A 21,463-nucleotide genomic window follows, 5' to 3' on the forward strand; every position below is an offset into this window, starting at 1 on the left:
TTGTAAGTCTGTGGTCTGAAACGGGGGCCTGGGGGTCGGCGGGGCCCTGTGGGTGAGGGCCCCGCCGGACTCCCGTCAGACCTCTTCGACGCTGCTCGGCTCGCGCCGGGACAGGTCGATGCCGAGCTCCTCCGCTGCGCGGAAGACGTCCTCGTCGGTGTCACGCATCTCGATGGACATACCGTCGCTGGACAGCACCTCCACGTTCAGGCAGAGCGACTGCATCTCCTTGATGAGGACCTTGAAGGACTCGGGGATGCCGGGCTCGGGGATGTTCTCGCCCTTGACGATGGCCTCGTAGACCTTCACGCGGCCGGTGACGTCGTCGGACTTGATGGTCAGCAGCTCCTGGAGGGCGTACGCGGCGCCGTAAGCCTCCAGCGCCCACACCTCCATCTCACCGAACCGCTGGCCACCGAACTGGGCCTTACCACCCAGCGGCTGCTGGGTGATCATGCTGTACGGGCCGGTCGACCGGGCGTGCAGCTTGTCGTCGACCAGGTGGTGCAGCTTCAGGATGTACATGTAGCCGACCGAGATCGGGTCCGGGAACGGCTCACCGCTACGGCCGTCGAACAGCCGCGCCTTACCGGTCGGGAGCACCATGCGCTCGCCGTCGCGGTTCGGGATGGTGTGCTGCAGCAGACCCGCGAGCTCGTCCTCACGGGCACCGTCGAAGACCGGGGTCGCGACGTTGGTGCCCGGCTGGACCGAGTCGGCGCCGATCGCCTGGAGGCGCTGCGCCCACTCGTCCGCGAGGCCGGAGACGTCCCAGCCGCGGCTGGCGAGCCAGCCGAGGTGGATCTCCAGGACCTGTCCCGGGTTCATTCGGGACGGCACACCCAGCGGGTTGAGGATGATGTCGACGGGGGTCCCGTCCTCGAGGAACGGCATGTCCTCGATGGGCAGGATCTTGGAGATGACGCCCTTGTTGCCGTGACGGCCGGCGAGCTTGTCACCGTCGGTGATCTTGCGCTTCTGCGCCACGTACACGCGCACCAGCTGGTTCACACCGGGGGGAAGCTCGTCGCCCTCCTCGCGGTCGAAGACGCGGACGCCGATGACCTTGCCGATCTCGCCGTGCGGGACCTTCAGCGAGGTGTCACGGACCTCACGCGCCTTCTCACCGAAGATCGCGCGCAGCAGGCGCTCCTCCGGCGTCAGCTCGGTCTCACCCTTCGGGGTCACCTTGCCGACGAGGATGTCACCGGCGACGACCTCGGCACCGATACGGATGATGCCGCGCTCGTCGAGGTCGGCGAGGACCTCCTCGGAGACGTTCGGGATGTCCCGGGTGATCTCCTCGGGGCCGAGCTTGGTGTCACGGGCGTCGACCTCGTGCTCCTCGATGTGGATCGAGGAGAGGACGTCGTCCTGCACGAGGCGCTGCGACAGGATGATCGCGTCCTCGTAGTTGTGACCCTCCCACGGCATGAACGCCACGAGCAGGTTCTTGCCCAGCGCCATCTCGCCGTTCTCGGTGGCCGGACCGTCGGCCAGGACCTGGCCCTCGATGATCCGGTCGCCCTCGTTGACGATGACCTTCTGGTTGACCGAGGTGCCCTGGTTGGACCGGGCGAACTTGGCCAGGCGGTACGTGATGTACGTGCCGTCGTCGTTGGCGGTGGTGATGTAGTCCGCGGAGACCTCCTGGACCACACCCGCCTTCTCGGCCTTGACCACGTCGCCGGCGTCGACGGCGGAGCGGTACTCCATGCCGGTGCCGACGAGCGGGGACTCGCTCTTGATGAGCGGGACGGCCTGACGCATCATGTTCGCGCCCATGAGGGCACGGTTGGCGTCGTCGTGCTCGAGGAACGGGATCATGGCGGTCGCGACCGACACCATCTGGCGCGGCGAGACGTCCATGTAGTCCACGTCGTCACCGGCGACGTAGTCGACCTCGCCGCCACGGCGGCGGACCAGGACGCGGTTCTCGGTGAAGCGCAGGTCGTCGTTGAGCGTGGCGTTGGCCTGCGCGATGACGAAGCGGTCCTCTTCGTCGGCCGTCAGGTAGTCCACCTCGTCGGTGACCTGACCGTCGACGACCTTGCGGTACGGCGTCTCCACGAAACCGAACGCGTTGACGCGGCCGTAGGAGGCGAGCGAACCGATCAGACCGATGTTCGGGCCTTCAGGGGTCTCGATGGGGCACATACGGCCGTAGTGAGACGGGTGCACGTCACGGACCTCGAAGCCGGCCCGCTCACGGGAGAGACCACCCGGGCCGAGCGCCGACAGACGGCGCTTGTGGGTGAGACCCGACAGCGGGTTGTTCTGGTCCATGAACTGCGACAGCTGGCTGGTGCCGAAGAACTCCTTGATGGAGGCGACGACCGGCCGGATGTTGATCAGGGTCTGCGGCGTGATCGCCTCGACGTCCTGGGTCGTCATGCGCTCACGGACGACGCGCTCCATACGAGCCAGACCCGTGCGGACCTGGTTCTGGATGAGCTCGCCGACGCTGCGCAGACGACGGTTGCCGAAGTGGTCGATGTCGTCGGTCTCGACGACGATCGTCTGGCCGTTGTCCGCGGCCGTCTCGGTCTCACCGGCGTGCAGCTTCACCAGGTACTTGATCGTCGAGATGACGTCCTCGACGGTCAGGATGCCCGCGTCGAGCGGAGCCTCCGCACCCAGCTTCTTGTTGACCTTGTAGCGGCCGACCTTGGCGAGGTCGTAGCGCTTCGGGTTGAAGTACAGGTTCTCCAGAAGCGTCTGCGCGGCCTCACGCGTGGGGGGCTCGCCCGGACGCAGCTTGCGGTAGATGTCGAGCAGCGCGTCGTCCTGGCCCTGGGTGTGGTCCTTCTCCAGGGTGGCGCGCATGGACTCGTACTCGCCGAACTCCTCCAGGATCTGCTCGGTCGTCCAACCGAGAGCCTTGAGCAGAACGGTCACGGACTGCTTGCGCTTGCGGTCGATGCGGACACCGACCATGTCGCGCTTGTCGATCTCCATCTCCAGCCAGGCACCCCGGGACGGGATGATCTTGGCGGAGAAGATGTCCTTGTCGGACGTCTTGTCGATGGAGCTGTCGAAGTAGACACCGGGCGAACGGACCAGCTGCGACACCACGACACGCTCGGTGCCGTTGATGACGAAGGTGCCCTTGTGGGTCATGAGCGGGAAGTCGCCCATGAAGACCGTCTGGGACTTGATCTCGCCGGTCTCGTTGTTGGTGAACTCAGCCGTCACGAAGAGCGGGGCGGCGTACGTGAAGTCGCGCTCCTTGCACTCGTCGATGCTGTTCTTCGGCGGCTCGAAACGGTGGTCGCGGAACGTCAGCGACATCGACCCGGAGAAGTCCTCGATCGGAGAGATCTCCTCGAAGATCTCCTCCAGACCGGACTTGGTGGGGACGTCCTGACCCGACTCCAGAGCCGCCTCGACCCGACTCTGCCAGGCGGTGTTGCCGAGCAGCCAGTCGAAGCTCTCGGTCTGCAGCGCGAGCAGGTTCGGAACCTCGAGGGGCTCCTTGATCTTTGCAAAAGAGATGCGCAGCGGGGCGGTGCTTGCGCCGTTGTTCGTATTCGCGGTCGAGGCAGTGCGCGAGGCGGCCAAGAGGGGGTCCTTCCGAGGGCTCGGACTCACTACGCGCGTACCGGCCCCTCACAGGGACACAGAGACAGGCGTTTCCTTCTCCGACCAAAGAATGGCCAGGTCAGGGACGGTCCGGTCATCGGTGCTCAAGCGAGGGCATGCCCCTGGTGACGGGCAGGGGACAGCTAACAGGCAGCGCAAAGGGTCAGTGTAGCCACTTGGCACACTGATGTCCAGTGCGGGTTTTTCGCGACCCTCGTTGTTCTCAACGCCCTCGGCATGCCTGCCCTCATTGCACGTTGATACTGCCCTCTTCGTCGCCGATCCATGCCTCGGATTCGGATCCTTGTGACGACGCGTCCTGAGAATTGCGCGCTGCGTGCGGTTCGTCAAGGCCCCCATGCCCGAACCCAGGGGCTCCCGGAGACACGACGAAGATCACCATACCCCCCGCCATAGCGGGTGCAAGGTAACCGTGGCCGCGCCCCCAGGAACGCCGAAGAGCGACCACCCGAATGGATGATCGCTCTTCGGTGCGACTGCGTTACAGCCTCAGGAGGCTGCGTTCAGCATGCGCGAAGGTCGTACTCGACCGGAGGGGTCTTACTTGACCTCGACGGCCGCACCGGCGCCCTCGAGGGCCTCCTTGGCCTTGTCCGCGGCCTCCTTGTTGACCTTCTCCAGAACCGGCTTCGGCGCACCGTCGACCAGGTCCTTGGCCTCCTTCAGGCCGAGGGAGGTCAGCTCACGCACGACCTTGATGACCTGGATCTTCTTGTCGCCGGCGCCGGTGAGGACGACGTCGAACTCGTCCTTCTCCTCGACGGCCTCGGCGCCCGCACCGGCACCAGCGGCGCCGGCAACGACGACCGGGGCGGCAGCGGCGGCGGTGACGTCGAACTTCTCCTCGAAGGCCTTCACGAACTCGGAGAGCTCGATGAGGGTCATCTCCTCGAACTGCGCGAGCAGGTCTTCCTGGCTGAGCTTCGCCATGATGGCGGTCCTTCCACTAAATCGGCAGGTGCCGGGTGTACTGGGTGAGGCGGGCGTACGTCGGCCCGCTGTGGCCTCCGCGGTCAGGCTGCGGCGGCCAGTGTGCGAGCCGAATTACTCGGCACCGCCCTGCTCGGCCTGCTTGGCGCGGAGCGCGTCCACCGTGCGGACGAGCTTCGACGGCAGCGCCTGGAAGACGGAGGCAGCCTGGGACTGCTTCGCCTTGAAGGCACCGGCCAGCTTGCTGAGCAGAACCTCGCGGGACTCGAGGTCCGCAAGCTTCTTGATCTCGTCGGCGCTCAGCGCCTTACCCTCAAGGACACCGCCCTTGATGACGAGATTCGGGTTGTCCTTGGCGAAGTCACGGAGACCCTTCGCCGACTCCACCGGGTCACCGGTGACGAAGGCGACAGCCGTCGGACCGTTGAACAGGTCGTCCAGCGTCGTGATCCCGGCCTCGTTGGCCGCAATCTTGGTCAGCGTGTTCTTCACCACGGCGTACTGGGCGTTCTCACCGAGCGAACGACGCAGCGTCTTGAGCTGCGCCACGGTGAGACCGCGGTACTCGGTCAGCACGGCAGCGTTGGAGTTGCGGAACTGCTCCGTCAACTCGGCCACTGCGGCAGCCTTGTCGGGCCTCGCCATGAGCCTCGGCCTCCTTCCGGGTGATTCTGACCGCGCGGACCCGAAGGAGGACTGGGGAAAACGAAACGCCCCGGCGCAGGCGCACGGGGCGGACTCGACCGGTTGCACACACGTTGCCGTACGCGCTCCGGGAGTTCTTCCACTGTCACCTGCGCGGGTCGCCCGCATTTTCAGCGGATCCTTCGGCCACCGCACCCTCTCGCGAGCGCACGGCAACGACCAGCGGTCTTTGGCTTCTGTAGGAGAGTACGGGACTCGGTCGCTGTCAGGCAAATCGGCCCCTACGGCCCTTCAGCTGCCGTTCTTCTTCAGCGGCTTGCGCAGGTCCGCCGTGTCGTCGGCACGAGGCGCCCGGACCGTCACCGGCTTACCCCGGTCGAGGAAGGTGAAGGTGAGGTCGAGCACGCCGTGGCGGCCGAAGCCCTGGGTGCGGAGCTGCTTGACGTGGCCGTCGCGGTCGACCCACACGTCCAGGGTGAGTTCGTCCACGCCCACCTTCCGGTACTGGTCGAGGCTGTTCGCCCGCCCTTCCCGGGTGGACTTGTCCTTGATCTGCTTGAGGGAGGTCCGGAGCTCGTCGATCGTGGCCGTCCCGGCGTAGTGCGTGGTGTCGGCGCCGTCGACCTTCTCGGAGCCGATGCGCTTCACGTCCTCGGCGTCGGCCAGGAAGGCGGCTTCCCGCGCCGGGTTCCGGCCGACCTGGTCGCGCAGGCCACCGACGTCCATGCGCAGGCCGCCGTGCGTGGTGAACTCGGCCTTCGGGCCGTAGCTGATCCAGTGCCGGCCGCCCATCTCCTCCACCATGTCGTCGGTCGCGCTGCCGTACAGCACCCCGTCGACCAGGCGCAGCTCGGTCTCGCCCCGCTCGTCGCCGCTCAGGTTGGCCGTTCTGAGGCGCGCGACCATCGGTTTCGTGCGGACGGTCCCCTCGTCCGCTATCCGCCCCCGCTCCGGAAAGTCTCCGGTCACCCGGTAGTGCAGGGACGTGACGCCTTTGGTCCTCTCCGCGGCACGCGCGACGGCGTCGGCGGCCGATGAGCCCGCGGACTGCTCCGCACCGGCACCCGCTCCACAGCCGGCGAGCAGCAGGACGGCGGCAGGCAGCGCGGCCGCGGGCAGGACGGCACGTACGGCAAGCCTCATCGATTCCCCCCAAGGAACACATGGCTGATGCGTGGTCGACGCACAGCAAGATCGGGAGCGTATACCAGGCGCCCTGAGCGGGCTCGCGAATTCAGCGGCCCGCCGAGTCCTTCAGCAGCTCCCTGAGATCCGCGGTGTCCCCCGCCGGAGGCTTCTCGGCCGTGGCCTTCACTCCGTAGTCGCTGTAGTACGCGGTCTGGGTCAACTGCCCCGTGGCCGTCCGGCCCTTCTCGACCTTCTTTACCAGCAGGTTCCGGCGGTCGACCCATATGTCCACGGTCTGTTCGGTGGCACCGTCCCCCTGCACCGTCCCGGAGTAGTGCGTGGTGCGCTCGTCTCTCACCGTCTCCTCGCCGACCCTCCGTACGTCCGTGGAGGACAGCAGCCGCTGCACCGACGTATGCGGCGCGGTGCCGCGCATCTGGTCCGCGAGATCCGCTCCGGAACTCCCGGCGAGGTCGTCCAGGTCGTCGTAGGCGTACTTGATCCAGTGCCTGCCACCGGTCTTCTCGGCGAACGAGTCGCCTATGCGCGCGTAGTAGGCGTCGGGGAGGTAGCGGGCCTCCATCGACGTCGTGCCGAGACGGCGCATCGTCTCGGCCGTCGTGCCCCCGGTGTACGTGATCGTCAGTGTGCCGGTGAGGTCGTCGCCCCAGGCGAGGGTGCCGTCGGCCGTCATGGACAGCGTCGAGCCCATGGTGGTCGTGGACCTGACGCGGGCGGACTCGGCCCGGTCGGTGGATCGCTCCACGGCACGCAGTGCGGCCGTCACGGCGCGGGCCGGCGCGGTGCGGTCCGGCCCGTCGGGGCTGCCGGAGGAGGTGCAGGCGGCCAGGGCCGTCAGCGCGGTCAGCAGCCCGACCCAGAACGCCGACCGGCGCACCCTCGTGCTCGTCATTCGTCCCCCCTGTGCGAATCCCGTGAATGCACGTTAACCCAGGGCACTGACAAACGTGTCCGAGAACGGGGACGGGCCCCACACCCGGGAAGGGTGTGGGGCCCGCTTTCGAGCCTGGTGAGCCAGTGGCTCAGACCGCGGCCGGGTCCTCCTCGACGAGGAGGTTGCGGGTGCGGTTCGGGTCGACGGGGATGCCGGGGCCGATCGTGGTGCTGATCGCGGCCTTCTTGATGTAGCGACCCTTGGCGGCGGACGGCTTCAGACGGAGGATCTCCTCCAGCGCGGCGCCGTAGTTCTCCACCAGCTTGCTGTCGTCGAACGACACCTTGCCGATGATGAAGTGCAGGTTCGAGTGCTTGTCGACGCGGAACTCGATCTTGCCGCCCTTGATGTCGGTGACGGCCTTGGCCACGTCAGGGGTGACGGTGCCGGTCTTCGGGTTCGGCATCAGGCCACGCGGACCGAGCACGCGGCCGAGGCGGCCGACCTTGCCCATGAGGTCCGGGGTGGCGACGACGGCGTCGAAGTCCAGGCGGCCCTTCGAGACCTCGTCGATCAGCTCGTCGGCACCGACGATGTCGGCGCCGACGGCACGCGCGGCCTCGGCACGGTCGCCGGTCGCGAAGACCAGGACCCGGGCGGTCTTACCGGTGCCGTGCGGAAGGTTCACGGTGCCACGGACCATCTGGTCGGCCTTACGCGGGTCGACACCCAGACGGAAGGCGACCTCGACGGTGCCGTCGAACTTGGTCGTGGACGTCTCCTTGGCGAGACGGACGGCCTCGAGCGGGGCGTACAGCTTCTCCCGGTCGATCTTGGCGTCCGCAGCGCGGAGAGTCTTGCTGCGCTTGCTCACTACTGCTCCTGTGATTTCTAGGAGTTGTGGTCCGGGCCGAGCAGGCCCTGCCACTTACTTCTGCTTGGGGGGTTGGAGGTCAGCCCTCGACCGTGATGCCCATGGAACGGGCGGTGCCGGCGATGATCTTCGCGGCGGCGTCCAAGTCGTTGGCGTTGAGGTCGGGCATCTTGGTGGTGGCGATCTCGCGGACCTGCGCCTCGGTGATCTTGGCGACCTTGGTCTTGTGCGGCTCGCCGGAGCCCTTCTCCACGCCCGCGGCCTTGAGGATCATCTTGGCGGCCGGCGGCGTCTTGGTGATGAAGGTGAAGGAACGGTCCTCGTAGACCGTGATCTCCACCGGGATGACCCAACCGCGCTGCGACTCGGTCGCGGCGTTGTAGGCCTTGCAGAACTCCATGATGTTGACGCCGTGCTGGCCCAGCGCGGGGCCGACCGGCGGGGCCGGGTTGGCTGCGCCGGCCTGGATCTGGAGCTTGATGAGCCCCGTGACCTTCTTCTTCTTGGGAGGCATGCTCTCTCCGGGTCCTTACTGAGAGGTTGAGTACCACCTGCGTCATTCGGATGAATCATCAGGCAGATGGCATACCGCACAACGATAGCCGCTGTGGTCGCGAGACATGAAATCGGCAGCTCAGGAGGACCACGGGGCGAAGGGTGGCCGCCCCCGCAGGGCAGCGCCGAGGGTGCCGAGACCGAAGATCAGCATGATCCCGGCGGGCATGGAGAGCGCGGCGGTGACGGCGACGACGTAGCCGAAGCCGTCCTCCTCGGCCGCAACCATCGGGTCCGAGGCCAGGTACCTGATGGTGATCGGCCTGCCCTCACGGGAGGCCCTGCGCCTCCCCTCGGAGGTGAGGGCCGGCAGATCGGCCTCAACGCGCTTGCCGTCGATCTCAAACTCGACCCAGCAGCGCTGACTCCAGCAGTTGGAACTCTCGGCGTGGAAGACGCCGACTGCGCGGACACCGTCCTGGACCTTTGCCACCCGCTGCCACTGGGTGGTGCCGACGTAGGCCGGGGCGGTCGCGAAAATCGCCGTCAACGACAGGAACACGATGGGCCAGCGGAAACGGCGAAGACGCCCCGGACCGGATTCCTCCGGCGGGGCGCCCTCGCTGCGTATGTCGGCCAACTGGCTCAGTTCTTCTGGATCTGGTCGAAGGACAGCTCGACCGGAGTCTCACGCCCGAAGATCTCCACCAGGCCCTTGACCTTCTTCGAGTCGGCGTTGATCTCGTTGATCGTGGCCTGGAGCGTGGCGAACGGACCGTCGGTGACGGTGACCGAGTCGCCGACCTCGAAGTCCAGCACCTGGACCTCGACCTTGCGCTGCGGAGCCGGCTTGCCCTCGGCCTCGGCGGCCTCGCGGGCGGCCTTCTCCTCGGCCTCCGGCGCGAGCATCTTGACGATCTCGTCCAGGGTCAGCGGATACGGGTCGTACGCGTTGCCCACGAAGCCGGTGACGCCGGGGGTGTTGCGGACGACGCCCCAGGACTCGTTGGTCAGGTCCATGCGGACCAGGACGTAACCCGGCAGCTTGTTCTGCTTGATCGTCTTGCGGTCGCCGTTCTTGATCTGGACGACCTCTTCCTGCGGCACCTCGGCCTGGAAGATGTAGTCCTCGACGTTCAGCGAGACGGCGCGCTGCTCCAGGTTGGTCTTCACGCGGTTCTCGTAACCGGCGTAGGTGTGGATGACGTACCACTCGCCGGGCAGCGTGCGGAGCTCGTCGCGCAGGGCGGCGACGGGGTCGACCGGCTCGGCCGGCTCCTCCTCGGCGTCCTCTTCCTCGTCCTCGACGGCTTCGACGTCACCGCCGGACTCGTCCTCGACGTGGAGGGCGGATTCCTCGGCGGGCTCGCCTGCCTCGGCGTCGGCAGCCTCGACCTCGTCCAGGTCCTCGTCCGCGCCTTCGACGATGTCGAGCTCGTCTTCCACGGACTCGACGCCCTGCCCGTGTGGCTCGATGGCGTCGTTCACGTTCTGGTCAGACACGGTGGCTGCTTCTTCCTGGATACATAGGGGTGGAACATGCGAAAGGGGCGCCGGTAACCTCGGCGCCCTTCGCTCTTGGCTCAGCCAAAGACGTACTTGGCGGCGTTGTCGAGCCCATAGTCAATCACGGTCACCAGGCCGATCATGATGACGACGAAGATGATCACCACGGTGGTGTACGTCGTCAGCTGGTTGCGCGTCGGCCAGACGACCTTGCGGAGCTCCGCGATGATCTGGCGGTAGAAAAGGGCGAGTCGCTTCAGCGGGCCCTTCTTGGCGCGCTTGCCACCCTTACGGGTCTTCTTGGACTCCGGCGCCTCGTCCTGGGCATCAGGCATGTCGATGGAGCCCACGGCGTCCGTCACTCGTCCTCACCTGATTCCGGGTCGTGGCCGTGCCGCGCCCGGTTTGAGCCGCACGGCGGTGCATTGCTGTACGTACATGCGCACACATCCTGGCGAAGGTGTGTGTAGCAGGGCCGGAGGGACTTGAACCCCCAACCGCTGGTTTTGGAGACCAGTGCTCTACCAATTGAGCTACGACCCTTTGTATGTCCCCCAACGTACCGCATCCGGACGGATGCACGGTGTGCACCCTGTGACTGCGGGCCGCTGAAGGCCAACGAGGTGAGAGTGTACGTGGTCCTGGGCGCGCCGTCGAACAGAAAGTGCCCGTGGGAGGGTTGGCCGACGAAAGATCGGCCGAAGAACAGCGGTCGCCGGGCGCAAGATCCGCTGGCCGTGGCCCGGATCCGCACGGTTGTTCAGCTGATGTTCAGTCTGTGAAACCCCCGTGCCGGGCGCGTTTCCTGTCTGAAACGATGGGCCCCATGAGCGCTGCAACCCCTCCCACCGAGCGCCGGGTCTCCGCCCGAGTCGGCGCGATCTCCGAGTCCGCCACCCTCGCCGTGGACGCCAAGGCCAAGGCCCTCAAGGCCGCCGGGCGTCCGGTGATCGGCTTCGGCGCCGGTGAGCCCGACTTCCCGACCCCGGACTACATCGTCGAGGCCGCCATCGAGGCCTGCAAGAACCCGAAGTACCACCGGTACACCCCGGCCGGCGGTCTGCCCGAGCTGAAGGCCGCGATCGCCGCGAAGACGCTGCGTGATTCCGGCTACGAACCCGACGTCTCGCAGATCCTCGTCACCAACGGCGGTAAGCAGGCCATCTACGAGGCCTTCGCCGCGATCCTCGACCCGGGCGACGAGGTCATCGTCCCGGCCCCGTACTGGACGACGTACCCGGAGTCGATCCGTCTCGCGGGCGGTGTCCCGGTCGAGATCGTCGCCGACGAGACGACCGGCTACCGCGTCTCGGTGGAGCAGCTGGAGGCGGCCCGTACGGAGAAGACGAAGGTCGTCCTCTTCGTGTCGCCGTCCAACCCGACCGGCGCCGTCTACAGCGAGGCCGAGACCGAGGCGATCGGCCGCTGGGCCGTCGAGCACGGCCTGTGGGTGATGACGGACGAGATCTACGAGCACCTGGTCTACGGCGACGCGGTGTCCGTGTCGCTGCCCGCCGTCCTGCCCGAGCTGCGCGACAAGTGCATCGTGGTCAACGGTGTGGCCAAGACGTACGCCATGACGGGCTGGCGGGTCGGCTGGATCATCGGCCCGAAGGACGTGGTGAAGGCCGCGACCAACCTCCAGTCGCACGCGACGTCGAACGTCTCGAACGTGGCGCAGGTCGCCGCGCTCGCCGCCGTCTCCGGTGACCTGGACGCGGTCGCGAAGATGCGCGAGGCCTTCGACCGCCGCCGCAAGACGATCGTCCGGATGCTCAACGAGATCGACGGCGTGGTCTGCCCGGAGCCCGAGGGCGCCTTCTACGCGTACCCCTCGGTGAAGGCCCTCATCGGCAAGGAGATCCGCGGCAAGCGCCCCCAGGACTCGGTCGAGCTGGCCGCGCTCATCCTGGAGGAGGCCGAGGTCGCGGTCGTCCCGGGTGAGGCCTTCGGCACGCCGGGCTATCTGCGACTGTCGTACGCGCTCGGTGACGAGGACCTCGTCGAGGGCGTGAGCCGCATCCAGAAGCTGCTGGCCGAGGCGCGGGACTGACGGTTCCGCATCGGCCCGGGGCACATACCGAGTTTGGTATGTGCCCCGTTTGTTTGTGCGAGCAAGACCACTAATGGCGAAAGCGCTACCGGGACGGCGGACACGTACGGCAGGATCCTGGAATGGAGCGTGTACGTGATGTCTCTGAACTGCCGAAAGCCCATCTGCACCTGCACTTCACCGGGTCGATGCGGCCTACGACCCTGCTGGAACTGGCCGACAAATACGGCGTACGTCTGCCCGAGGCGCTGACCGACGCGCTGACCAGCGGGGAGCCGCCGAAGCTGCGGGCGACGGACGAGCGGGGCTGGTTCCGCTTCCAGCGCCTGTATGACGCGGCGCGCTCGTGCCTACGGCAGCCGGAGGACATCCAGCGCCTGGTCAGGGAGGCCGCGGAGGAGGATCTGAACGACGGCTCGGGCTGGCTGGAGATCCAGGTCGACCCGACGTCGTACGCGCCCCGGCTGGGCGGACTGATCCCGGCGCTGGAGGTCATCCTGGACGCGGTGGAGACGGCGTCGCGGGACACCGGGCTCGGGATGCGTGTCCTGGTCGCCGCGAACCGTATGAAGCACCCTCTGGACGCCCGCACGCTGGCGCGTCTGGCGGTGCGGTACGCCGACCGGGGCGTGGTCGGCTTCGGGTTGTCGAACGACGAACGCCGGGGCATGGCGCGCGACTTCGACCGCGCCTTCCACATCGCCAGTGAGGGTGGCCTGCTGTCGGCCCCGCACGGTGGCGAGCTGACCGGTCCGTCCTCGGTCCGTGACTGCCTGGACGACCTGGACGCGAACCGGATCGGCCACGGGGTGCGGGCGGCCGAGGATCCGCGGCTGCTGAAGCGCCTCGCCGACAGGGGCGTCACATGCGAGGTGTGCCCCGCCTCGAACGTCGCCCTCGGCGTCTACGAGAAGCCCGAGGACGTCCCGCTGCGGACGCTGTACGACGCCGGCGTCCCGATGGCCCTGGGCGCCGACGACCCCCTGCTCTTCGGCTCGCGTCTGGCCGCCCAGTACGACATCGCCCGCCACCACCACGCCTTCACGGACGAGGAGCTGGCGGAGCTGGCCCGGCAGTCGGTGCGGGGGTCCGCGGCTCCGGAGGAGACGAAGGCGAAGCTGCTGGCAGGGGTGGAGGACTGGCTCGCCCTGCCCGCGTAGCCCGCAGGGTGTGCCTGATGCGCCGGATGCGCCCTGGCTCGGCTCAGTCGGCGATGCCGGCCAGCAGCGTGCGGGCCAGCCGGGCGGCGAACTCGTCCACCGGCGGACGTACGGCCTCCTTTGTGGCGTCGTAGGCGAACGCCCGCTGCGCGCAGGCGCCCATCAGCAGCGACGCGGCCGCGAACGTGTCCGCGTCCGTGCTGACCCTCCCCAGTTCCTGCTCGGCCCGCAGATAGGTGTCGAGTTCCTGGATCGGCACGTGCGGGCCCACCCCCATCTGCCGTACGGCGTCGTCATGGCGCCGCTTGAGGTCGGTCTGGGCGTAGAGGGACGCGGCGATCGGGAAGCTCTGTTCGTAGAACAGGGCCGCCTGGCGGGCGATCTCGGTGAGGTTCTCCGTGAGCGCGTGCCGCCCTGGCTCGGCGGCGAGGCTGCTGAGCAGGGGGCGGAGCGGGGGCAGCCGCTCGGTGAGCACGCTGATGAACAGCTCTTCCTTGCTGTCGAAGTGCTTGTACAGCGCTGCCTCGGAACACCCTGCCGCCCGTGCGATCTCCTTCGTCGTGGCCCGCGCCAGCCCGACCGTGCGCATCAACTCGTGTGCGGCGTCGAGGAGTCGGACGCGGGTCGGCTTGTTCTCCATGAGATGTCCAATCGCCCTTGACGGGTGGGTGAGTGCTTACTCACTCTAGTAGGAGCAGAGGTGAGTGAATACTCACCCACCCGCGACTCGTCCTCGGGAGACCCCATGAAACTCACTGTCTTCGGTGCCACCGGCGGCACCGGCCAGGAGATCGTCCGTCAGGCGCTGGACGCGGGGCACCAGGTCACGGCAGTGGTGCGTGATCCGGCACGGTTCACCATGGCCGGTGAGCGGCTGGAGGTGTTCCGCGCGGACCTGACGGACGCGCAGGCCCTGCGCCCCGCAGTCGCCGGGCGGGACGCGGTGCTGTCAGGGCTCGGTGCGCGCAGCCGCAAGGACGCCGGGATCGCGGCGCGGCTGACGCGTACGGTGCTTGGCGCCGTCGAGTCCGAGGGCGTGCGGCGACTGGTCGTGGTGAGCGCGGCGCCGGTCGGCCCCGCGCCGGAGGGCGACGGGTTCCTCGACCGCGCCGTGCGCGGCATCGTCTCGGCGGTCCTGAAGGACATCTACGCCGACCTGCGGGAGATGGAGGCCGAGCTGGCTCGCAGTGCCACGGACTGGACGGTCGTACGGCCGCCGCGGCTTCAGGACAAGCCGCTCACCGGGACGTACCGGAAGGTGCTGGGCGGCTTTCCGTGCGCGGGGCGCTTCCTGGCGCGCGCCGACGTGGCCCACGCCATGCTGGCCACGCTCGGCGACCGGGCCACGGTGAAGCAGGGCGTGGGCGTGGCCTACTGAGCGTCTCGCCGCGCCGCGCTACAGGCTGACGCCGACCGTCACCGGCTCGTTGACCAGCGTGATGCCGAAGGCCTCGCGGACGCCTGCGACGACCTCGCGGGCGAGGCCCAGGAGGTCCTCGGTGGTCGCTCCGCCGCGGTTGGTGAGGGCGAGGGTGTGCTTGGTGGAGATCCGGGCGGGGCCGGTGCCGTAGCCCTTGGTGAAGCCCGCCTTGTCGATGAGCCAGGCCGCGGAGGTCTTGGTGTGCCCCTCCCCCGCCGGGTACGCGGGCGGCTCCACGCCGTCGCCGAGGTGCTCGCGCACACGTGCGTGGAACGCTGTGAACTGCTGGTCGGTGAGGATCGGATTGGTGAAGAAGGAGCCGGCCGACCAGGTGTCGTGGTCCTCGGGGTCCAGGACCATGCCCTTCCCCGTACGCAGCTTCAGCACCGTCTCGCGAGCGGCGGTCAGGGGGACGCGGTCGCCGGGTTCGACGCCGAGGGCGCGGGCCGTCTCGGCGTACTTGATGGGGGCGGAGAGTCCGTCGGCGTCCTCCAGCCGGAAACGGACGCGCAGGACGACGTAGCGGTCGGGGTCGGCCTTGAAGCGGCTGCGGCGGTAGGAGAAGGCACAGTCGGCGTTCGGGACGACGACGGTCTCGCCGGCGTGGCGGTCGTACGCGATCACCTCGGTGATCGTCGAGGAGACCTCCTGGCCGTACGCACCCACGTTCTGGATCGGCGTGGCGCCCGCGGAGCCGGGGATTCCGGCGAGGCACTCGACCCCGGCGAGGCCCGCTTCCACGGTCCGGGCGACGGCGTCGGTCCACACCTCGCCGGCTGCCAGTTCGAGCGTCGTGCCGTCCAGCTCGAAGCCCTTCGTGGCGATGACGAGCGCGGTTCCCGCGAAGCCCTTGTCCCCGATGACCAGGTTCGATCCGCCGCCGATGAGCAGCAACGGGGTCCCGTTGGCGTCCGCCTCCCGCACGACGTCGATGACCTCGGCGTCGGTGGTGGCGGTGACCAGGCGGGTGGCGGGGCCGCCCAGCCGGAAGGTGGTCAGGGGGGCGAGGGGGGCGTCGTGGAGTTCCTGCACGGGCTCAAGACTACGAGACGGCACTGACAGCCCCGGCACCCATGCGGAGCGCCGGGGCTCATGCGCGCACCACGCGCGCGTGCGGTTCACGTCAGACGCCGGAACGCCTCCGTCCAGTCGAGCGGAAGTTCGTCGCTCGACGCCTGCCAGGTGGCGAACTTCGCGTCCCGCATCTGCGCGGACAGGCCCTGCGACGTCGGGGCATGGACGCCCGCGCGGGCGAAGGCCTTGAGCGCCGCGGGCGACTCCCAGGCGGACAGCGTCCAGAAGGTCCGCTTGAACGGCTCGGCCTTCAAGGAGGCCCCGTACGCTCCGGGCGCCCGGCTCACCTGCCGCCAGACACCCGGCGTGCGGGCGAGGAAGCGGAGCGCTCCCCAGAAGGTGCGGGTCTCGAAGCGTGAGGCGAAGACGTGCACCTCAGTGTGGCGGGGCGCGGGGTTCGGCACGGTCCAGGGAAGGGTGGGCATGACTGCTCCTCATGGTCGGGGTGCTGTCGGGAAGGTCAGCGGGAGGCCGACTCCACCACGGGCTCCAGCACGGGCTCCTGCACCCGCTCGGTCGGGCTCACGGCGCTGCCGCCCCGCCGCCGGCCCGGGATCAGCAAGGCAGCGACTCCGGCGAGAGCCACCACCGCCGCCCCGGTGACCAGCGCGGGCCGCAGGCCGTCGACGAAGGTCTGGCCGGTCTCGTAACCCCCCTGCGCGGAGAAGATCGACGCCATGACGGCTATGCCGAGTGCCCCACCCACCTCACGCAGCGCGTTGTTGGCGCCGGAGGCGATGCCCTGTTCCGAGGCGCGGACGCTGGACATGACCAGGTTGGCCGCCGGCGCGAAGAACAGGGCCATGCCGACGCCGCTGATGATCAGGCCCGGCAGCTGGGCGGCGTAGGAGGCGTCGACAGTGACCACGGAGGCCATGTAGGCGAGACCGGCGGCCTGGAAGAACAGGCCGGTGGCGACGACGGGCCGGCCGCCGATCCGGTCGGAGAGGATGCCGGCGATCGGCGCGACCAGCATCGGCATGCCGGTCCACGGCAGCATCCGCAGCCCCGCCTCGGTCGGGGAGTAGCCGAGCACGCCCTGCATGTACTGGCTGAGCAGGAAGATCGACCCGAACATGCCGAGGAACATCAGCAGGCTCGCGGCGTTGATCCCGGAGAACGCCCGGGATCGGAACAGCCGCATCGGCAGCATCGCGTTCTTGGCGCGGGTGCTGTAGAGGACGAACCCCACGAGCAGCGCCCCTCCGGCGAACAGGCCGGTCAGAACCAGCGGGCCGGTCCAGCCGTCGGCGGGCCCGCGCACCAGGCCGTACACGATCCCGAACAGTCCGCCGCTGGCGAGCAGGGTGCCGGGGACGTCGAGTGCGGAGCCGGTGCCGTACGACTCGGTCAGGCGCAGTCGGGCCGGCGGCAGCAGGGCCAGGCCCAGCGGAACGTTCAGCCAGAAGATCCACTGCCAGGAGATGTGCTCGGTGAGGCTGCCGCCGATGAGCGGCCCGGACGCGACCGCGAGCCCGTTGACGGCACCCCAGATGCCGTACGCCATCCCGCGCTTGGCCGCAGGAACGGCCGCGGTCAGCAGGGTCAGCGTCAGCGGCATCATGATCGCCGCGCCGACCCCCTGCACCGCGCGGGCGGCGATGAGGGAGTCGAGACCGGGCGCGAGGGCCGCGGCGGCGGACGCGCCGGTGAAGATCGCGATGCCGACGAGGAAGAGCCGACGGCGGCCGAAGCGGTCGCCGAGCGCGGCACCGAACATCAGCAGGACGGCGAAGGTGAGTGTGTACGCACTCACCGTCCACTCCAGGTCGGGCAGCGAGCCGCCCAGGTCCTCGCGGATGGAGGGCAGTGCGGTGGTGACGACGAGATTGTCGAGTGCCGCCATGAATCCGGCGACGCTGGTGATGACCAGGGCCCAGACGACTCCCGTGCGACGTGCGGTCTGCTCTGACATCGCTCCCCCAGAGAGTGATCACTTCCGATGATTAGTTATTGATAACTAACTTTCATGGGCGTGAAAAGGCGGCCACTCGCCCCTGTTCCTGAGACTCCTACGCCTCCAGCCGACCCTTGAGCCGGGCCGACGGATACATGCCCTGCCAGACCCGGTGCTCAGGAGGGAAGCCCATGGCCATCAGGCAGTTGATGAGCATCCCGAACGCCAGGAAGGTCGTCGTCTCGCTCTCGTCGGCACCCAGCGGCAGATGGACGGTGTCCCAGAGCCGCATCCAGCCGGCGCGCACCGCCTCGCCGAACTCGTGGTCGCCCTCCTGCTCGGCGGCCGCCACGGCGAGGTACATCTGCATCTGCATCATCAGCCGCTCGGGCTGTTCGGTCATGGCCTTCGTGTACGCGTTGGCCATGGCATGCAGGGCCTCTTCACCCTCCAGCCCCTCGGCGGCCTCCGCGAACATCCGGATGGTGTCCTCCACGCAGCGTTCCGCCGCCGCCAGGAAGATGGCCTTCTTGCTCGGGAAGAGCCGGAAGAGGTACGGCTGCGAGACACCGACCCGCTTGGCGATCGCATCGGTCGACGTGCCGTAGTAGCCACCGCGAGCGAACTCCTTCGTCGCCGCGCGAATGACACTCTCGCGCCTCTCCTCTGCGCTCATCCTGACCATGCAAGTAAGTTAGTACTCAATCACTAACTTGTTCAAGGGGAAGCCCCGAACATACGTAAGGGGCGCCCCGCCATGGAGAACGCCCCTTACCTCACGGCACGCGCGTGCCGCTCACGCCAGCTGTACGACCGCTCGCGACATCCCGAGCACCTTCTGCCCGGCGCTCTTCACGAGCAGGTCCACGCGGACCCTGTTGTCGTCGAGCTTGGCCGCGACCTTGCCGCTGACCTCGATCGTGGCGCCCAGGTCGTCGTTCGGCACGACGACGGGCTTGGTGAAGCGAACGCCGTACTCGACCACCGCGGCCGGATCGCCGGTCCAGTCGGTGACCACACGGATCGCCTCGGCCATCGTGAACATGCCGTGCGCGATGACGTCCGGCAGCCCGACCTCCTTGGCGAACTTCTCGTTCCAGTGGATCGGGTTGAAGTCACCGGAGGCGCCCGCGTACTGAACGAGTGTGGCGCGAGTCACGGGAAAGTCCTGGGCCGGCAGTTCGGTGCCGACCTCGACGTCACCGTACGCAATCTTTGCCGCCATCGGTCTCACGCCTCCCCTTCTTCGGCGCCCAGCCCACGGGCCACGAGCTTCGTCCAGGCGGTCACGACATGCTCCCCCGCCTCGTCGTGGACCTCGCCGCGGACGTCCAGGATGTCGTTGCCCGCCATGGTCTTGACCGCCTCGATGGTCGAGGTGACCGTCAGCCGGTCGCCGGCGCGCACCGGGCGGGAGTACGCGAACTTCTGGTCGCCGTGCACGACTCGGCTGTAGTCCAGGCCGAGCTGCGGGTCCTGGACGACCTGTCCCGCGGCCTTGAAAGTGATCGAGAAGACAAAGGTCGGCGGGGCGATCACATCGGGGTGACCGAGCGCCTTGGCGGCCTCCGGGTCCGTGTACGCCGGGTTGGCGTCCCCCACCGCCTCCGCGAATTCACGGATCTTCTCCCGGCCCACCTCATAGGGGTCGGTGGGCGGGTAGCTCCGCCCCACGAAGGACTGGTCGAGCGCCATGGCTCGGCACCTCCTGCTGTCTAATGCCGTTGACCTGCTGGTTCACCTCGATCGGCCCAACCGACCGGTAACCGGGGCGGAAACGACGCGAGGCCGCCCCCCTACTGAAGGGGACGGCCTCGCGTACGAGCCTGATTTATCGCGTTTCGCGGTGCGCGGTGTGCGCGTTGCAACGCGGGCAGTGCTTCTTCATCTCAAGTCGGTCCGGGTTGTTACGCCGGTTCTTCTTGGTGATGTAGTTCCGCTCCTTGCACTCCACGCAGGCCAGCGTGATCTTCGGGCGGACGTCGGTGGCAGCCACGTGAGTGCTCCTTGACGAACGGATAGGACTGATTTAACGCATAAAAGAGTAGCCGATCGAAGGACCGACCCCACAATCGGCTACTGTCAGTAGCGGTGACCGGACTTGAACCGGTGACACAGCGATTATGAGCCGCTTGCTCTACCGACTGAGCTACACCGCTGTGATGCGATCGGAACCCGCCTTGCGGCGGGAACCTCCCACACCAGAGCCCCAATACGGAATCGAACCGTAGACCTTCTCCTTACCATGGAGACGCTCTACCGACTGAGCTATTGGGGCGAGCGATGAAGACATTACACGCTCGGCCGCCGTTCACCCAAATCCGTTTCGCGGCCCCTGCCGAGGGCCGAACGACGGACCACACAGACGCCTCGCAGGCCACTGCGGTACCGCGGGGCCCGGCTCCGTTCGGCGGACCACACCAGTACGACTATTGCGCTCCTGCGCGCCAGGGCCGGATCGCCACCCTAGGCTCGACTCACTCTGCGTGATCTTGCCTCTGGAGCGCGATGCCCGACAGCCACCCCCAGCCGCCCCACTCGTCGTCCTCGTCGGGCTCGTCCGGACCGGCCGACCCGGGTGCACTGCTGCTCTGCGGGGCGCGGCTCACCGACGGCCGGACCGTGGACGTACGGCTGGGCGCCGGGCGCATCGAGGCGGTCGGCACGGCCGGAAGCCTGGCGGGGGACGGCACGCGCGCGTGCGGCACGCGTGTGGACCTCGGCGGTTATCTGCTCCTGCCGGCCCCGGCCGAAGCGCACACCCACGCCGACACCGCACTCTCCGCCGACGAGGGCGGACCCGTCTCGTACGACCCCCAGGACGTCCAGCGCCGGGCGACCGAGGCCGCCTTGCTCCAGCTCGGGCACGGGGCGACCGTGCTGCGGGCACACGTGCGCGTGGGCGACGTTCAGGGGCTGGGCGCCCTGACCGCCGTACTTCGGGCACGGCGTGCACTGCGCGGGCTCACCGAGTTGACGACGGTGGCGGTGCCCCGGCTGCTGACCGGAGTGGCCGGCGCCGACGGGCTGGCGATGCTGCGGGACGCGCTGAAGATGGGCGCGTCGGTGGTCGGCGGCTGCCCGGATCTGGACCCGGATCCGACGGGTTACGTGGAGGCCGTCCTGGAGGTCGCCTCCGAGCACGGCTGCCCCGTCGACCTGCACACCGACGGCACCGACCCGGCGCGCCTGGCCCGGCTCGCCGCGATGGCCGGCGGACTGCGCCCCGGCGTGGCCCTCGGGCCCTGCGGCGGCCTGGGCCGGCTGCCCGCCCAGACGGCCTCCCGCACCGCGGACCAGCTGGCGGCTGCCGGGGTGACGGTGGTGTGCCTGCCGCAGGGCGGCTGCGGGGGCGCGGAACGGCGGAACACAGCGCCCGTACGACTGCTGCGCGCCGCCGGCGTACGGGTCGCTGCCGGAAGCGGCGCCCTGCGGGACGTAGCGAATCCGGTGGGACGCGGAGACCCGCTGGAGGCCGCCTACCTGCTGGCCTCACGCCACGGGCTGCGCCCCGAGGACGCGTACGACGCCGTGAGCGCGTCGGCGCGTGCGGTGCTGGGCCTGCCCGAGGTGCGGGTGGAGGCGGGCTTCCCGGCCGAGTTGCTGGCGGTGCGCGGGGACCGGCTGGCGGGGGCCCTGTCGCTGGCGTACAGCCGCATCGTGGTGCACCGGGGGCGCGTGGTGGCGCGGACCAGCGCGGTGCGGGAGTACTGCAACTCGGCCGTGACGGCGGAGTTGGGCTTGCCAAGGCAGGGGCGGGGGGAGTTGTCCCGAGGGGTGCGG

At 68.5% G+C, this 21,463-nt stretch carries 22 protein-coding genes and 3 tRNA genes; 4 read left to right on the forward strand and 21 right to left on the reverse strand.

The window, feature by feature from the left end; genetic code table 11:
- Nucleotides 1-75: 75 nt before the first annotated feature.
- The 11 genes from rpoB to ADK36_RS32765 all read right to left on the reverse strand — a co-directional run bounded on the left by rpoB (nt 76) and on the right by ADK36_RS32765 (nt 10,619).
- Entirely contained in the window at nt 76-3,561 is a 3,486-nt protein-coding gene (gene rpoB / locus ADK36_RS32715; protein WP_048585312.1) for a DNA-directed RNA polymerase subunit beta, read from the reverse strand.
- Between the two features lie 582 nt (nt 3,562-4,143).
- A complete protein-coding gene (gene rplL, locus ADK36_RS32720; RefSeq protein WP_048585311.1) occupies nt 4,144-4,533 on the reverse strand; it encodes a 50S ribosomal protein L7/L12 in 390 nt (129 codons plus the stop codon).
- Nucleotides 4,534-4,647: 114 nt separating this feature from the next.
- Entirely contained in the window at nt 4,648-5,178 is a 531-nt protein-coding gene (rplJ, locus tag ADK36_RS32725; protein WP_030046352.1) for a 50S ribosomal protein L10, read from the reverse strand.
- A gap of 291 nt (nt 5,179-5,469) precedes the next feature.
- Complete coding sequence (locus ADK36_RS32730; protein WP_063776936.1) at nt 5,470-6,321, reverse strand: hypothetical protein; 852 nt, start codon at nt 6,319-6,321, stop codon at nt 5,470-5,472.
- 91 nt (nt 6,322-6,412) lie between these two features.
- The gene (locus ADK36_RS32735) at nt 6,413-7,219 is read right to left on the reverse strand and encodes a hypothetical protein (protein ID WP_107083885.1); all 807 of its coding nucleotides are present in this window, start codon (nt 7,217-7,219) and stop codon (nt 6,413-6,415) included.
- Nucleotides 7,220-7,349: 130 nt separating this feature from the next.
- Nucleotides 7,350-8,075, reverse strand: coding sequence for a 50S ribosomal protein L1 (gene rplA / locus ADK36_RS32740; RefSeq protein WP_053200048.1), 726 nt, complete (start codon nt 8,073-8,075; stop codon nt 7,350-7,352).
- Nucleotides 8,076-8,154: 79 nt separating this feature from the next.
- A complete protein-coding gene (gene rplK / locus ADK36_RS32745) occupies nt 8,155-8,589 on the reverse strand; it encodes a 50S ribosomal protein L11 (protein ID WP_028805116.1) in 435 nt (144 codons plus the stop codon).
- A gap of 120 nt (nt 8,590-8,709) precedes the next feature.
- Complete coding sequence (locus ADK36_RS32750; protein WP_048585308.1) at nt 8,710-9,210, reverse strand: hypothetical protein; 501 nt, start codon at nt 9,208-9,210, stop codon at nt 8,710-8,712.
- Between the two features lie 5 nt (nt 9,211-9,215).
- Entirely contained in the window at nt 9,216-10,073 is an 858-nt protein-coding gene (gene nusG / locus ADK36_RS32755) for a transcription termination/antitermination protein NusG (RefSeq protein ID WP_048585307.1), read from the reverse strand.
- Between the two features lie 80 nt (nt 10,074-10,153).
- Nucleotides 10,154-10,438, reverse strand: a complete 285-nt coding sequence (gene secE, locus ADK36_RS32760) for a preprotein translocase subunit SecE (protein ID WP_030046346.1) — start codon at nt 10,436-10,438, stop codon at nt 10,154-10,156.
- A 108-nt stretch (nt 10,439-10,546) separates the two neighbouring features.
- A tRNA-Trp gene (locus tag ADK36_RS32765) sits at nt 10,547-10,619 on the reverse strand.
- Nucleotides 10,620-10,902: 283 nt separating this feature from the next.
- On the opposite strand from ADK36_RS32765, the gene ADK36_RS32770 reads away from it, so the two are divergent.
- Nucleotides 10,903-12,129 carry a pyridoxal phosphate-dependent aminotransferase gene (locus ADK36_RS32770; RefSeq protein WP_048585306.1) on the forward strand — a complete coding sequence of 409 codons (1,227 nt, stop codon included), beginning with the start codon at nt 10,903-10,905 and terminating at the stop codon, nt 12,127-12,129.
- A gap of 122 nt (nt 12,130-12,251) precedes the next feature.
- Nucleotides 12,252-13,289: an adenosine deaminase gene (locus tag ADK36_RS32775; RefSeq protein ID WP_048585305.1), complete on the forward strand. Its 1,038-nt coding sequence runs from the start codon at nt 12,252-12,254 to the stop codon at nt 13,287-13,289.
- 43 nt (nt 13,290-13,332) lie between these two features.
- On the opposite strand, the gene ADK36_RS32780 is transcribed toward ADK36_RS32775, so the two are convergent.
- Nucleotides 13,333-13,929, reverse strand: coding sequence for a TetR/AcrR family transcriptional regulator (locus ADK36_RS32780; RefSeq protein WP_048585304.1), 597 nt, complete (start codon nt 13,927-13,929; stop codon nt 13,333-13,335).
- Between the two features lie 105 nt (nt 13,930-14,034).
- Here ADK36_RS32780 and ADK36_RS32785 point away from each other — a divergent pair, with 105 nt between their 5' ends.
- A complete protein-coding gene (locus ADK36_RS32785; protein ID WP_048585303.1) occupies nt 14,035-14,667 on the forward strand; it encodes an NAD(P)-dependent oxidoreductase in 633 nt (210 codons plus the stop codon).
- A gap of 18 nt (nt 14,668-14,685) precedes the next feature.
- On the opposite strand, the gene ADK36_RS32790 is transcribed toward ADK36_RS32785, so the two are convergent.
- The 9 genes from ADK36_RS32790 to ADK36_RS32830 all read right to left on the reverse strand — a co-directional run bounded on the left by ADK36_RS32790 (nt 14,686) and on the right by ADK36_RS32830 (nt 19,958).
- Nucleotides 14,686-15,741, reverse strand: coding sequence for a UDP-N-acetylmuramate dehydrogenase (locus ADK36_RS32790; protein ID WP_048585302.1), 1,056 nt, complete (start codon nt 15,739-15,741; stop codon nt 14,686-14,688).
- An 86-nt stretch (nt 15,742-15,827) separates the two neighbouring features.
- Nucleotides 15,828-16,208 (reverse strand): DUF3291 domain-containing protein, encoded by a 381-nt coding sequence (locus tag ADK36_RS32795; protein WP_048585301.1) that lies wholly within the window; start codon nt 16,206-16,208, stop codon nt 15,828-15,830.
- A gap of 35 nt (nt 16,209-16,243) precedes the next feature.
- Nucleotides 16,244-17,698, reverse strand: coding sequence for an MFS transporter (locus ADK36_RS32800; protein WP_048585300.1), 1,455 nt, complete (start codon nt 17,696-17,698; stop codon nt 16,244-16,246).
- 97 nt (nt 17,699-17,795) lie between these two features.
- A complete protein-coding gene (locus tag ADK36_RS32805) occupies nt 17,796-18,365 on the reverse strand; it encodes a TetR/AcrR family transcriptional regulator (protein ID WP_199830294.1) in 570 nt (189 codons plus the stop codon).
- Between the two features lie 111 nt (nt 18,366-18,476).
- The gene (locus ADK36_RS32810) at nt 18,477-18,905 is read right to left on the reverse strand and encodes a MaoC family dehydratase (protein WP_048585299.1); all 429 of its coding nucleotides are present in this window, start codon (nt 18,903-18,905) and stop codon (nt 18,477-18,479) included.
- Between the two features lie 5 nt (nt 18,906-18,910).
- Nucleotides 18,911-19,375, reverse strand: coding sequence for a MaoC family dehydratase N-terminal domain-containing protein (locus ADK36_RS32815; protein ID WP_048585298.1), 465 nt, complete (start codon nt 19,373-19,375; stop codon nt 18,911-18,913).
- A 136-nt stretch (nt 19,376-19,511) separates the two neighbouring features.
- Nucleotides 19,512-19,676 carry a 50S ribosomal protein L33 gene (rpmG, locus tag ADK36_RS32820; protein WP_003948671.1) on the reverse strand — a complete coding sequence of 55 codons (165 nt, stop codon included), beginning with the start codon at nt 19,674-19,676 and terminating at the stop codon, nt 19,512-19,514.
- 90 nt (nt 19,677-19,766) lie between these two features.
- Nucleotides 19,767-19,839, reverse strand: a tRNA-Met gene (locus ADK36_RS32825).
- Nucleotides 19,840-19,885: 46 nt separating this feature from the next.
- Nucleotides 19,886-19,958: transfer RNA gene (locus ADK36_RS32830), tRNA-Thr, on the reverse strand.
- A 230-nt stretch (nt 19,959-20,188) separates the two neighbouring features.
- Between ADK36_RS32830 and ADK36_RS32835 the strand changes: the two genes are divergently transcribed.
- Nucleotides 20,189-21,463, forward strand: a 1,275-nt coding sequence (locus tag ADK36_RS32835; RefSeq protein ID WP_063784887.1) for an amidohydrolase family protein, incomplete at its 3' end; no start/stop codon positions are given.

The organism is Streptomyces viridochromogenes (assembly GCF_001270495.1).
GTDB classification, from domain to species: Bacteria; Actinomycetota; Actinomycetes; order Streptomycetales; family Streptomycetaceae; genus Streptomyces; species Streptomyces viridochromogenes_A.

What these genes read in the sequence shown, in the direction of transcription:
- rplL (WP_048585311.1), bottom strand. Translation starts at nt 4,533, where the DNA reads ATGGCGAAGCTCAGCCAGGAAGACCTGCTCGCGCAGTTCGAGGAGATG.
- rplJ (WP_030046352.1), bottom strand. Translation starts at nt 5,178, where the DNA reads ATGGCGAGGCCCGACAAGGCTGCCGCAGTGGCCGAGTTGACGGAGCAG.
- ADK36_RS32730 (WP_063776936.1), bottom strand. Translation starts at nt 6,321, where the DNA reads ATGAGGCTTGCCGTACGTGCCGTCCTGCCCGCGGCCGCGCTGCCTGCC.
- ADK36_RS32735 (WP_107083885.1), bottom strand. Translation starts at nt 7,219, where the DNA reads ATGACGAGCACGAGGGTGCGCCGGTCGGCGTTCTGGGTCGGGCTGCTG.
- rplK (WP_028805116.1), bottom strand. Translation starts at nt 8,589, where the DNA reads ATGCCTCCCAAGAAGAAGAAGGTCACGGGGCTCATCAAGCTCCAGATC.
- ADK36_RS32770 (WP_048585306.1), top strand. Translation starts at nt 10,903, where the DNA reads ATGAGCGCTGCAACCCCTCCCACCGAGCGCCGGGTCTCCGCCCGAGTC.
- ADK36_RS32775 (WP_048585305.1), top strand. Translation starts at nt 12,252, where the DNA reads ATGGAGCGTGTACGTGATGTCTCTGAACTGCCGAAAGCCCATCTGCAC.
- ADK36_RS32780 (WP_048585304.1), bottom strand. Translation starts at nt 13,929, where the DNA reads ATGGAGAACAAGCCGACCCGCGTCCGACTCCTCGACGCCGCACACGAG.
- ADK36_RS32785 (WP_048585303.1), top strand. Translation starts at nt 14,035, where the DNA reads ATGAAACTCACTGTCTTCGGTGCCACCGGCGGCACCGGCCAGGAGATC.
- ADK36_RS32795 (WP_048585301.1), bottom strand. Translation starts at nt 16,208, where the DNA reads ATGCCCACCCTTCCCTGGACCGTGCCGAACCCCGCGCCCCGCCACACT.
- ADK36_RS32800 (WP_048585300.1), bottom strand. Translation starts at nt 17,698, where the DNA reads ATGTCAGAGCAGACCGCACGTCGCACGGGAGTCGTCTGGGCCCTGGTC.
- ADK36_RS32805 (WP_199830294.1), bottom strand. Translation starts at nt 18,365, where the DNA reads ATGGTCAGGATGAGCGCAGAGGAGAGGCGCGAGAGTGTCATTCGCGCG.
- ADK36_RS32810 (WP_048585299.1), bottom strand. Translation starts at nt 18,905, where the DNA reads ATGGCGGCAAAGATTGCGTACGGTGACGTCGAGGTCGGCACCGAACTG.
- ADK36_RS32815 (WP_048585298.1), bottom strand. Translation starts at nt 19,375, where the DNA reads ATGGCGCTCGACCAGTCCTTCGTGGGGCGGAGCTACCCGCCCACCGAC.